This window comes from Sphingobium sp. WCS2017Hpa-17, from assembly GCF_031843765.1.
In the GTDB taxonomy this organism is placed as follows: Bacteria; Pseudomonadota; Alphaproteobacteria; order Sphingomonadales; family Sphingomonadaceae; genus Sphingobium.
Map to the genome: position 1 here is coordinate 577,254 of NZ_JAVTIV010000002.1, position 12,796 is coordinate 590,049.

9 protein-coding genes are annotated in these 12,796 nt (G+C 63.6%); 8 read left to right on the plus strand and 1 reads right to left on the minus strand.

The genetic code is table 11. The features are described 5' to 3' along the window. The first annotated feature begins 78 nt into the window (after window positions 1-78). The 3 genes from RQH62_RS06695 to RQH62_RS06705 all read left to right on the plus strand — a co-directional run bounded on the left by RQH62_RS06695 (window position 79) and on the right by RQH62_RS06705 (window position 4,410). Entirely contained in the window at window positions 79-2,436 is a 2,358-nt protein-coding gene (locus RQH62_RS06695) for a TonB-dependent receptor (protein WP_311267971.1), read from the plus strand. A gap of 64 nt (window positions 2,437-2,500) precedes the next feature. Continuing rightward, a complete protein-coding gene (locus RQH62_RS06700; RefSeq protein ID WP_311267972.1) occupies window positions 2,501-3,280 on the plus strand; it encodes an enoyl-CoA hydratase-related protein in 780 nt (259 codons plus the stop codon). A 44-nt stretch (window positions 3,281-3,324) separates the two neighbouring features. Beyond that, window positions 3,325-4,410, plus strand: a complete 1,086-nt coding sequence (locus tag RQH62_RS06705; protein WP_311267973.1) for an NADH:flavin oxidoreductase — start codon at window positions 3,325-3,327, stop codon at window positions 4,408-4,410. A gap of 13 nt (window positions 4,411-4,423) precedes the next feature. Here RQH62_RS06705 and RQH62_RS06710 read toward each other — a convergent pair whose 3' ends face one another. Further along, window positions 4,424-5,524, minus strand: coding sequence for an NAD(P)-dependent alcohol dehydrogenase (locus tag RQH62_RS06710; protein WP_311267974.1), 1,101 nt, complete (start codon window positions 5,522-5,524; stop codon window positions 4,424-4,426). A 222-nt stretch (window positions 5,525-5,746) separates the two neighbouring features. Here RQH62_RS06710 and RQH62_RS06715 point away from each other — a divergent pair, with 222 nt between their 5' ends. From RQH62_RS06715 to RQH62_RS06735, 5 genes are all read left to right on the plus strand, one after another. Continuing rightward, window positions 5,747-7,933 (plus strand): TonB-dependent receptor, encoded by a 2,187-nt coding sequence (locus tag RQH62_RS06715; protein ID WP_311267975.1) that lies wholly within the window; start codon window positions 5,747-5,749, stop codon window positions 7,931-7,933. Window positions 7,934-7,947: 14 nt separating this feature from the next. Next, window positions 7,948-9,351 carry an aldehyde dehydrogenase family protein gene (locus tag RQH62_RS06720; RefSeq protein ID WP_311268108.1) on the plus strand — a complete coding sequence of 468 codons (1,404 nt, stop codon included), beginning with the start codon at window positions 7,948-7,950 and terminating at the stop codon, window positions 9,349-9,351. A gap of 21 nt (window positions 9,352-9,372) precedes the next feature. Then, window positions 9,373-10,599, plus strand: a complete 1,227-nt coding sequence (locus tag RQH62_RS06725; protein ID WP_311267976.1) for an FAD-dependent oxidoreductase — start codon at window positions 9,373-9,375, stop codon at window positions 10,597-10,599. 88 nt (window positions 10,600-10,687) lie between these two features. After that, window positions 10,688-11,617 carry a 3-keto-5-aminohexanoate cleavage protein gene (locus tag RQH62_RS06730; protein WP_311267977.1) on the plus strand — a complete coding sequence of 310 codons (930 nt, stop codon included), beginning with the start codon at window positions 10,688-10,690 and terminating at the stop codon, window positions 11,615-11,617. 31 nt (window positions 11,618-11,648) lie between these two features. Next, window positions 11,649-12,767: a CaiB/BaiF CoA-transferase family protein gene (locus tag RQH62_RS06735; protein WP_311267978.1), complete on the plus strand. Its 1,119-nt coding sequence runs from the start codon at window positions 11,649-11,651 to the stop codon at window positions 12,765-12,767. Window positions 12,768-12,796: the final 29 nt, after the last annotated feature.

Genomic DNA, 12,796 nt, shown 5'->3' on the forward strand with positions numbered 1-12,796 from the left:
TAATTATATATATAGTCAGCAAGCGTATAGAACTGACGAGCATAATCAATATAGATTACGACATTGAGGGAGGATGTGATGAAGCGGTTCGGAACCCTGCATGCGCTAGCCATGACCAGCTGTCTGGCGGGCGTATCGCCGGCCTTCGCGCAGGATCAGGCGCCCCAGTCCCCGGAACAGGCGCAAAGCCAGGCTAATGTCGGCGTCGCCGACATCATCGTAACGGCCAACCGCCGCGCGCAGAACCAGCAGGATGTGCCTATCGCGGTCAGCGCCGTGACCAGCGAGCTGGCCGAGAAGCTGGGCGTGACCGACATCGCCACGCTGACCAATGTGGTGCCGGGCTTCACCTTCAACCGGCAAAGCTCCGGCGCGCAGCCCTTCATCCGGGGCATCGGCAACCAGTCGGCGACGATCGGCAATGAGCCATCCGTCGCGATGTTCGTGGACGATGTCTATATCCCGACCAGCAATGCGGCGATCTTCGAATTCAACAATATCGATTCCGTCGAAGTGCTGAAAGGGCCGCAAGGCACGCTGTTCGGACGCAATGCGACGGGCGGCGTGGTCCATGTCCACACCCGCGACCCGTCCACCACCAAGTCGTCGGCCGACTTCGAGATCGGCTATGGCAATTATGAGACGGTGACGGCCAAGGCTTATCTGAACCTGCCAGTATCGGACAGAATCGCCGTCAATCTCGCGGCCTATCGCGTCGATCAGGGCGAGGGCTGGGGTCATGACATCTATACGGGCGACGACCTTTACACCCGGCGCGCCTGGGGTCTGCGCGGCAAGATACTGTTCAAGCTGGGCGAGGATACCGAATTGCTGCTGTCGGGCGGCTATAATTATCAGAAGGGCACGGCGGGCATGTCGTTCCGCACGGTGGAGGGCTTTGCCGGCCGCGCGGGGATGACGCCGGAGGAGGCGGGCGCGGGTTTCTATGACGGGATGACCGGCATCGGTGACTGGTACAAGGCGAAATTCGCCATGGGATCGGCCAAGCTGACCCATGATTTTGGCGGCATCCGCTTCGTCAGCATCACCGCCTATACCGACACAAAGAACCCCAATCATTATGATATCTCCGCGCATCGCGGCAACCTGACCGCCGATTACCGGCAGGAAGAATGGGCCTTCACCCAGGAATTGCAGCTGATGTCGGCGGACGATGCGAAGCTGCAATGGATCGTTGGTGGCTTTTATCTGAAGGACGCGGCGCTGTTCGACGGCGTCTTCACCGGCACCGGGCCGGCGGCGGGGACCGGGCCGGGCGGCGCCAATCTGGGGCCGGCCATTCCGGTCGGTCGCTATTCCAGCAGCCATGCCCGCCAGAAAACAGAATCCATCTCCGCCTTCGGTCAGGCGAGCATGGAGATTGTCGATGCGCTGACCGCGACGGTCGGCCTGCGCTATACGTCGGACAAGCGCTCGATCGGCTATAATGGTGGCGATTTCGGCATCATCGGCGGGCCGGTGCTGGCGACCGCAGGGCCGTTCCCTGACAGCCGCCGTTTCAACAAGGTGACGGGTCGTTTTTCGCTCGACTATAAGGTCAATGACGACCTGATGGTTTATGCCGCCTTCAATCGCGGCTTCAAGAGCGGCGTCTATTCGACATCCAGCTATAACAGCGCAACGAAAGCGGTCGTGGCGGCGGTGCTGCCCGAAACGCTCGACGCCTTCAGTGGCGGCTTCAAGAGCGAATGGTTCGACCGCATCGTCCGCTTCAATGCGGAGGCTTTCTATTACAAGATCGCCAATGCCCAGTTGCAGAACAACCTGACCAATCAGGCCGGCACCGAAATCCGCAATGCCGGCAAGTCGCGCCTCTACGGGTTCGAGGCGGAACTGACGGTGCAGCCGACGCAGGCGCTGACGATCATGGGCAGCGTGTCGGTGGTGAACGGCAAATATACAAGCTTCCCCGGCGGACCGACCTATTTCCCGCAGGCGCCCAATGACCAGATTCCGATCCCGCAGGGTTGCGCCAGCAATCCGCTGATCTTCCCGGCGGGCGGCGGCGGTCCCGTCTATCCAACTGGCGCGGGGACGCCGCTGCTGCCGGTGCCGGGCGGCTGCGACCTCAGCGGCAACAAGACGTTGCAGACCATTCCCTTCTCCAGCAGCCTCAGCATCGTCTATTCGATCCCGCTGGCGTCAGGATCGATCGACCTGTCGAGCAACTGGCTGCACACCGAACCCTATTATTTCGAGCCGGACAATAATCCTTATGTCCGGCAGGGGGCGGTCGATCTGGTCAATGCCGCCGCGACCTGGAACAGCGGCAGCGGGCTTGGCGTCCGGCTGTGGGTCAACAACCTGATCGACAAGAAATATTACAGCTATATCGCCAATAGCGGATCATCGGGCGTCAAGGGATCGCCGGCTGCGCCGCGCACCTATGGCGTGACCCTGACGGGTCGTTTCTGATAATCGGGGGTGGGCGGGGGCGCTGCATGGGCGTCCCCGTCATGACCCGACAAGAGGATATGGGATGCAGTTTATCGACGTCAGCCGCGACGGACCGGTCACGACCGTCACGCTCAACCGTCCGGCCGTGATGAACGCCATCAATGTCGAGATGCATGAAGAATTGCAGGCGGCCTTCGACGCCTTTGCAGCCGATCCCGACCAGCATCTGTGTGTGGTGACCGGGGCGGGGGACCGCGCCTTCTGCGCCGGATCGGACCTGAAGGCGGCGGCGCAGAGCGGCCTGCCGCCCACTTACCCGCGCAGTGGCTATGCCGGGCTGATCGAGCGGTTCGATTGTCCCAAGCCCTTCATCGCAGCGGTCAACGGTGTGGCGATGGGCGGCGGGTTCGAGATTGCGCTGGCCTGCGACATTATGATCGCGGCGGACACGGCCAGTTTCGGCCTGCCCGAACCGCTGGTCGGTGCGGTGGCGTTGGGCGGCGGCCTGCACCGGCTGGCGCGGCAGATCCCGCTCAAGCAAGCGATGGGCGTCATATTGGCGTCGCGCCGTTTGTCTGCGGCTGAGGGGCTGCGCATGGGCTTCGTCAATGAAGTGGTGCCGGCGGCCGAGTTGCAGGCCGCGACCCGGCGCTGGGTGGACGACATCATCCGCGCCTCGCCCGTGTCGGTGCGCACATCCAAGGCGGTGGTGCAGCGTGGCCTTGCCGAGGATAGCATCGCGACCGCCATGGCGAAGCAGAAAGACTATCCCGAATTCATCGCCTGGCGCGCGAGCGAAGACATCAAAGAAGGCCCGCGCGCCTTTGCTGAAAAGCGCAAGCCGGTCTGGACCGGGCGCTAAGACCTATGACCCATAGCATCGCATTCCGACAGGAGAGACATGACGTGACCGCCCAGCTTGCCGATGCCATCACCTTCCCGCGTGGACCGGCCTGGCGCAATCGCATCGCCCTTGCCCCGCTCACCAACTGGCAGAGCCATGAGGATGGGACGCTGGGCGAAGATGAATATCAGTTCCTGACCCGCCGGGCCGATGGCGGCTTCGGCCTCGTCATGACCTGCGCCGCCGCCGTGCAGAAAAGCGGCATTTCCTTCCCCGGCCAGCTGGCGGTCTATGCCGATGCGCATGTCGACGGGCTGGCCCGGCTGGCGGAGGGGATCAGGGCACGCGGCGCGGCGTCGGCGGTGCAATTGCAACATGCCGGGTCGCGCAGCAATCCCGATATCAGCGGGGCGCAGGCCGTGTCGCCCTTCCCCTATGCCAAGCGCAATGTCCGCGCGCTGACGACGGCCGAAGTCGAGCAACTGATCGAGGATTTCGTGACCGCCGCCGTCCGCTGCGAAAAGGCCGGGATCGACGGGGTCGAACTGCATGGCGCGCATGGCTATATGCTCTGCCAGTTCCTCAACGCCGAAGAGAACCAGCGGGATGATGGCTTTGGCGGCTCCTATCGGAACCGGACGCGCATCTATCGCGATATCATCAGCGGCATCCGCGCCGCGACCGGCCCCGATTTCCAGCTGGGCGTGCGCCTGTCGCCGGAAAAATATGCCTATGGCACGGGGGAGGCGATCGCCTTTGCCGAGGAATTGCTGGGCGGCGGGCAGATCGACTATCTCGACATGTCGCTGTGGGACAGTTTCAAACTGCCCGATGACGACGCCTATCACCCCGCGCGGCTGGTCGACCTGTTCGGGCGGCTGGATCGCGGCAATGGCACGCGGCTGGGCGTGGCGGGGCATATCTTCTCGTCACAGGAGGCCCAGGACTGCCTGAACAGCGGCGCCGATTTCATCTTCTTCGGGCGTGGCGCAATTCTCCATCATGACATGGCGCGCCGCGCGATCGAGGAGCCGGCCTTTGTGTCGCGCAGTTTCCCGGTGACGCGCGCCTATCTGACGGAGCAGGCGGTGGGGCCGGCCTTCCAGACCTATCTGGCGACCGGCTGGAAAAATTACGTGGCGGACTGAGGGAAGGCGGCGTTCAGGGCGCGCCGGCGAAGGTCAGGATCGGCTTGATCGTCTTGCCGCTATGGGAATCAGCGACGGCTTCATTGATCCGGTCGAGCGGATAATAAGCAGACAGCCGGTCGATCGGGAATCGCCCTTCCATATACCAGTCGACCAGTTGCGGGATCAGGATCGCGGGATCGCAATCGCCGTTCACGACGCCCCGTATCACCCGGCCACTGATGAGCGGCAGGATGTTGAGCGTCACTTCCGACTGGCTTGATGCGCCCACCAGCACGCAGGTGCCGCGCTCCTTGAGCGCGCCGACTGCCGCCGCGATCAGGGCAGGGACGCCCGATGTGTCGATCGCCTGATCGACGCCGCCCAGAGCCGCCAGCGCCTCGCCCAGATCCTGGCTTGACGTGTCGATGATGTCGGTCGCGCCCAGTTCCTGCGCCAGCGCCAGCCGCGACGCGACCCGATCGACAGCGATGATGCGCCCGACGCCCAGCGCCTTGGCCGCCATCAGCGCCGCCATGCCGACCGCGCCGGTGCCGAACACCGCCAGTGCCGTGTCCGGGCCGGGCTTCAGCACGTTGATGACCGTGCCCGCGCCGGTGGACAGACCGCAGCCGAGCGGCCCCAGCAGTTCCAGCGGCGCGTCCCCGCGCACTTTGATCGTGTTGCGCGGACTGGTGATCGCATGGGTGGCAAAAGAGCTTTGGCCGAAGAAGGCGCCGCCCAGCTTTGCGCCCTTGTCGTCCGTCAGCGTGGCCGACCCGTCCGGGCGGCTGCCGTAGAAATTGAGCAGCGGATAATGCTGGCAATAGGCTGGATGATCGTCCGCGCAGGACGGGCATGTGCCGCAGGTGTTGAAGGTCAGCACCACCGGATCGCCCGGCGCGAAGCCGCTGACGTTCGCGCCCACCGCCTCCACGATGCCGGAGCCTTCATGCCCCAATATCTGTGGCAAAGGCAGCGGCATGATCTGTTCGATGATGGCGAGATCGGTGTGACAGATGCCCGTCGCCACCAGCCGGACGCGCAGTTCGTCCGCGTTGGGTTCGGCGAGGTTCACCGTCTCGACCGTGAATGTGCCATGGGGCTGACGCGCCACCGCTGCCTGTATCTTCATGCTGGTTCCTCTCCTGCGGCCACCATCTCGCTGGCGGCAATTTATCGTAATGCAGCATATTATTATTCAGTTGACAATATGCTGGGTTCGGAGTGATTGCTAATGGAAATAAACGAAGACAATAATGGGAGGGTGTTCATGCTGCGTCATGTGCTTTGGACGTCTGCGTCGATCGGCGCATTTCTGGTTTCCCAATCTGCCTTAGCGCAAGAAAACAGTGGATTGGCGGACATTATCGTCACCGCGCAGAAGCGGGCGGAAAATCTTCAGGACGTCCCCATCGCCATTTCCGCCGTGCCCGCCAGTGCGCTGGCCGAGTCGGGTATCCGCTCCACGCAGGATCTGGCCCAGTCGGTCGCCGGCCTGAACGTCACCCGCACCACGGAGGCGACCGTCTTCACCCTGCGCGGCATCGGTACGCAGGGCGGCTCCACCGGGCAGGATGGCGCGGTCGCGACTTTCATCGACGGCGTCTATATGCCGTCCATGGCCGGCGCGACCTTCGCGCTCAACAATATCGAGCGGATCGAGGTGCTTAAAGGGCCGCAGGGCACGCTCTACGGCCGTAACGCGACCGGCGGTGCGGTTAATGTCATCACTCGCACGCCGCAGCAAAAATTCTCGATGGATGCCTCGCTTGGCTATGGCAATCTGGAGACGATGGAGGGCAATTTCTACGCTACCGGCGGGCTGGCGCAAGGGATCAGTGCCGACGTCGCGGTCTATTATCGCAATCAGGACAAGGGGTTCGGCTATAACCGGATCATCAATCGCGACGTCAATCGCTCGCAGGACTTCATCGTCCGCAGTAAATTGCTGTGGGAAATCGGTCCCGATACCGACCTGACGCTGGCGGGCGACTATGGCCGCACCAAGGGATCGCTGGCTATCGCCTATCGCCCGGTGCCGACATCGCAACTGGTCGATGGCACGGGCTATGCCCAATATCTGGCCAATGGAAATGGCTATTACGACTCGCAAAGCGAGTTCGAACCCGTTGTCGATACCCGCATGTTCGGTGGATCGGCCAAGTTGCAGCATAGTTTCGGTGCATTCAGCCTGACCAATATTCTGGCTTATCGCGGTGCCAAGGGCTTCCAGCGCGTCGAAGTCGATGCCACGCCGCTCAAGATTATCGACGCGCCGCTCTTCAATCGGGAGAAGCAATGGACCGAGGAAGTCCAGCTCGCCTATGACAGCGACTCGGTGAAGGCGATGGCCGGCTTCTTCTACATGGACGCCAAGAGCCAATATGATCCGTTCCAGATCGCGGGCCTTGCGATCACCGGCCAGACCGGCGGCCTGTCCAACCGGATCGTCATCTATTCCACCCAGAAGACGCAAAGCTATGCCGGTTTTGGGCAGGTCACATGGGAGTTTGCGACCGACACCAACCTGACGCTCGGCGCGCGCTACACGGTGGACAAAAGGCGGCTGGATGCCGACCAGAATCTGGCCATCGGCATCCCGCTGCCCGATGCCTATTGTTCATCCTATTGCCGCCCGGACGGCCTGCTGGTCCCGATCGGCAGCGTCAGCCAGAGCAAGACCTTTAAGAAGCCGACCTGGCGCATCGCGCTGGATCATCAATTCGGTCGCGACCTGATGGTCTATGGCAGCTATAGCCGGGGCTTCAAGAGCGGCGTTTATAATCTGACCTCGCCTAGCGACGCGCCTGCGCAGCCGGAAACGCTGGATGCCGGCGAACTGGGCTTCAAATCGACCATCCTGAACCGTATCCGCTTCAATGCAGCGGCCTTCTATTACAAGTACAAGAATATTCAGGCATTTCAGGTCAACGGCGCGAATACCACGCTGACCAATGCCGCGTCGGCCAAAATCTACGGCTTCGACTTCGACTTCCAGGCGGAAATTGGTGCCGGCTTCTCGCTCAGCGGCAGCGGTGCCTATCTGCATCACCGCTATGGCAGCTTCCCGGTCGCGACCATTTCCTTCCTGCAACAGCCGGACGGCGCGCCCGACTATGCAGGCTATACGCCGGGTCTGGGCAATTACGTCTTCCCTAATTGTAGCGCGGCCGAACATAGTGGCAAATTCTATTGCTCTGCGAGCGGCAACAAGCTGGTCAATACGCCCGACTTCACCTTCAACCTGACGCTCAATCATGAGCTGGAACTGGCCGGTGGCAAGCTGAACAGCAATATCAACTGGTCCTATAATAGCGGCTTCTACTGGGCGGTCGACAATCGCCTGAAGCAGCCGAAGTTCAACATCGTCAATGCCCAGATGATGTGGACCGCGCCCGAAGAGCGCTGGAACATACGGGGCTGGGTCCGCAACCTGACCGACAGGAAATATCTGCTGACATTGAACGAGAATGGCAGCGGCGACATCGGTACACCGGCCCCGGCGCGGACCTATGGCGTCTCGCTCGGCTTCCATTTCTGAAAAAGGACGGCAGGATCATGGAGTCATTCCATCTGGTGATTGACGGAAAGCTGGTGGCCGGCGCGCAGAGCATGCCGGTCATCAACCCGGCGACGGAAGTCTCGATCGCCGATTGCCCGCGCGCGGACGAAGCGCAGTTGCAAGCGGCCGTCGCGGCGGCCAAGGCGGCCTTTCCCGGCTGGGCCGCTTCGCCCATCGACGAGCGCCGCGCGGCGCTCGTCAAGGTCGCGGACGAGATGGAGGCACGGCTGGAGGAACTGGCCCGCCTGCTGACGGCGGAACAGGGCAAGCCGCTGCCCAAGGCGATGGAGGAAATCGGCGGGTCCGCCTTCATCCTGCGCGCGCTGGCCAGCCTCGACCTTCCGGAAAAGGTGGTTCAGGAGGATGAAGGCGGCCGCTTCGTAGAGCAGCGCTATCCGCTTGGCGTCGTCGCGGCGATCACGCCCTGGAATTTTCCCATCTCGCTGTTGATGGTGAAGGCCCCGCCTGCGCTGCTGGCCGGCAATACGGTGGTGGCCAAGCCCGCGCCGACCACGCCGCTCACCTCACTGCGGATCGCGGAAATCTTCAACCGCCATCTGCCCGCCGGCGTGTTCAACATGATCGTGGATGGCAATGATCTGGGCGGCATACTGACCGCGCATCCGGACGTCGCCAAAGTCTCCTTCACCGGATCGACCGCGACCGGGCGCAAGGTGATGGCCAGCGTGTCGAGCCTGCTGAAGCGGATCACGCTGGAACTGGGCGGCAATGACGCAGCGATCGTGCTGGACGATGTCGATCCCAAGGCAACGGCCAAGAGCCTGTTCGAAGGCGCGATGGTCAATTCGGGGCAGGTCTGCCTCGCGATCAAGCGCGCCTATGTGCATGACTCCCAATATGACGCCATTTGCGACGAACTGGCGGAACTGGCGGGGCTCGCGGTGGTCGATGAAGGGACGCAGCAGGGCGCGCAATATGGCCCGCTGCAAAACAAGGCGCAATATGACAAGGTGCGCCAGATGATCGAGGAGGCCGGCGAGCGCGGCACGGTGATCGGCGGCGAGACGCTGGACCGGCCGGGCTATTTCATCCGCCCCGCGATCGTGCGCGACATCGACGATGATGCAGCCATCGTGCGCGAGGAGCAGTTCGGTCCGGTGCTGCCGGTGTTGCGTTACACTGATCTGGACGACGCCATCGCCCGCGCCAACGACACGGATCAGGGGCTGGGCGGCACCGTATGGGGCAGCGACAAGGCGCGCGCGCTGGCGGTCGCGAGCCGGCTCCAGACCGGCATGGTGTGGATCAATAGCCATATGAACATCAATCCCTTCATCCCCATGGGCGGGGCCAAGCAATCGGGCATGGGGCAGGAACTGGGCCAAAGCGGGCTGGAGGAATTCACCCAGCGCCGGCTGGTCTTCGTGCCCGCCTGATGCCCCTTGCCGGAGACTGTGATGCAATATGATGTGGTGATCGTCGGTGGCGGTCAGGGCGGGGCGAGCGCGGCGGTGCTGCTGCGCCAGTCTGGTTTCAACGGGACGATCGCGATCGTCGGGCGCGAGGCCGAAGCACCCTATGAACGGCCGCCGCTGTCGAAAGACTATATGCTGGGCGAAAAGCCGTTCGAGCGGCTGCTTATCCGCCCGGCCGATTATTGGGAGGACAATGGCATCGACCTGTTGCTGGGGTGCGAGGCGGTGGCGGTCGATCCGGCGGCGCAGACGGTGACGCTGCGCGACGGGCGGGCGATCGGCTATGGCGACCTCATCTGGGCAGCGGGCGGCGATCCGCGCCCGATGAACTGTCCCGGCAGCGACCTGCCCGGCATCCATGCGGTGCGCGACCGGGCGCATATCGACGCGATCCTTGGCGAACTGCCCGAAGTCGAGCGGGTCGCGATCGTCGGCGGCGGCTATATCGGGCTGGAGGCGGCGGCGGCGCTGCGCAAGATGGGCAAGGCCGTCACCTTGCTGGAAGTGCTGCCGCGCGTGCTGGCGCGGGTGGCGGGGCCGCAACTTTCCACTTTCTTCGAGCAGGAGCATCGCGCCCATGGCGTCGACCTGCGCACCGGCATTGGCGTCGCCGCCTTTGAAGGCCATTGCCGGCTGGAAGGGCTGCGCCTCACCGACGAGAGCTTCCTGCCTGCACAACTGGCGATCGTCGGCATCGGTATCGTGCCGGCGGTCGCCCCCTTGTTGGCGGCGGGCGCGAAGGGGGGCAATGGCGTGGAGGTGGACGACCATTGCCGCACCAGCCTGCCCCGTATTTACGCGATCGGCGATTGCGCCGCCCATGCCAATGTCTTTGCCGACGGCACCGTGATCCGGGTGGAATCGGTCCAGAATGCCAATGATCAGGCGAGTTGTGCGGTGAAGGCGATCCTGGGCGATCCGCACCCCTATGCGGCGACGCCCTGGTTCTGGTCGAACCAATATGATCTGCGGTTGCAGACGGCGGGCCTGTCCGCCACCCATGACCAGACGGTGCTGCGCGGCGATCCGGCCACGCGCAGCTTTTCGGTCGCCTATCTCAAGGAAGGGCGGCTGATCGCGATCGACTGCGTCAACCAGACGAAGGATTATGTGCAGGGCCGCAAGCTGGTGGAGGCGCGCGCCACCGTCGCCGCGGATCAACTCGCCGATGCCAGTCGTCCGCTCAAGGATCTGATGCCTGTGGCATAAATAGTTTGTCAGCATATCATAACTGTCATTATGGTAAGAATTGCAGCATGGCGATATCGCCAGCATAAAGAGTCGCAAGGAGAGGGCGTTGGCGAAGAATAAGGTCATCATCAGTTGCGCGGTGACGGGCGCGATCCATACGCCCAGCATGTCGCCGCATCTGCCGGTGACGGCGGAGGAGATTGCAGAGGCGGCGATCGGCGCGGCGGAGGCCGGCGCCGCGATTATCCACCTTCATGCCCGCAACCCGGTCGATGGCCGCCCGGACCAGAATCCCGACCTGTTCGAACCTTTCCTTCAGGTGATCAAGCAGCGCAGCGATGCAGTCATCAACCTCACCACCGGCGGCCATCCATCAATGACGCTGGAGGAAAGGCTGCGCCCGGCGATCCGGTTCCAGCCGGAAGTCGCCTCGCTCAACATGGGCAGCATGGGCTTTGGCCTGTTCCCGATGCTCGATCGGTACAAGGACTGGCAGCATGACTGGGAACCGCAGGTGCTGGAGGCATCGCGCGATCTGGTGTTCAAGAATACCTACAAGGATATCGAGGGGCTGCTGGCGCTGCTCAGCCCGCTCGGCACCCGGTTCGAATTTGAATGTTATGACACCAGCCATCTCTACAATCTGGCCCATTTCCTCGATCGCGGCCTGGTGAAGGCGCCTTTGTTCATCCAGACCTGCTTCGGCATATTGGGCGGCATCGGCAGCCATCCCGACGATGTCATGCACATGAAGCGCACCGCCGACCGATTGTTCGGCGATCAATATGTCTGGTCGGTGCTGGGCGCCGGCGCGCGGCAGATGGGTATCGTCGCCATGGCGGCGTCGATGGGCGGCAATGTCCGCGTCGGGCTGGAGGATTCGCTGTGGGGCGGGCCGGGGCGACTGGCGCAGAGCAATGCGGAGCAGGTGCGGAGCGCCCGCGCGATCATCGAGGGGATGGGCCTGTCGGTCGCGACCCCGGACGAAGCGCGCGCGATCCTGCATCTGAAGGGCGGGGACCGCACCGCCATCTGACGCGGCACATGACGAAGGATATGGGGTGAGCATGGACAGACGCGGGCCGCTGGTCGGGGTGAAGATATTGGAAGTGGCGGGGGTCGGTCCAGGCCCCTTCTGCGCGATGATGCTGGCGGACATGGGGGCGACGGTGCTGCGGGTCGAACGGGCCGGTGCCCCGCCGATGGTGCCGCCGATCGACCCGGAAAAGAATCTGCTCCATCGCGGGCGGGAAATTATCAACCTCGATCTCAAGAGCGCGGACGGTGTGGCGCAACTCCTGTCGCTGGTCGATGCCGCCGATGTGCTGCTGGAGGGTTATCGCCCCGGTGTGATGGAACGGCTGGGCCTTGGCCCGGACGTCTGTCTCGCCCGCAATCCTGCGCTGGTCTATGCGCGCATGACCGGATGGGGGCAGGATGGGCCGATGGCGCATCTGGCCGGGCACGACATCAATTATTTCGCCATGTCGGGCAGCCTGATGCTGTGCGGGCGGGAGGATGAGATCCCGCTGCCCAACCTCAACATGGTCGCTGATATGGGCGGTGGCGGCATGCTGATGGCGTTCGGCATCACCTGCGCGCTGCTGGAGGCGCGGGCGAGCGGGCAGGGGCAGGTGGTGGACGCCGCCATGACCGAAGGCACCGCGTTGCTGGCGACGATGATCCACGGCTATCGGTCGATGAACCGCTGGAGCGACAAGCGCGGCGACAATCTGCTGGATGGCGGCGCGCCCTTTTACGACGTCTACCGGACGGCGGACGGGCAATATATGGCGGTCGGGTCGATCGAACCCAAATTCTATGCCGACCTGCTCGCCGGCCTCGACCTTGATCCCGCCGATCTGCCGCGCCAGCATGACCGCGCCGCCTGGCCGGACATGAAGGCGCGTTTTACCGCCCTCTTCGCCAGCCAGAGCCGCGCTCATTGGGAGCAAGTCTTCGCCGATCGCGATGCCTGCGTCACCCCGGTCCTCTCACCGGACGAGGCGGCAGCCCATCCCCATGCGCAGGCGCGCGGCATGTTCGGCGATCCCGGCGGCGTGGTGCAACCGATGCCCGCGCCCCGCTTCAGCCGCACCCCCGGCGCGATCGCCAGCCCGCCGCCCGCGCAGGAGGTCGGGCTGGATGCGATCGATCCGGTCTGGCGAATGCCCGCCAGTCGCTGATCCGCGCTTGGCGCGGGCGGCGACGGCGG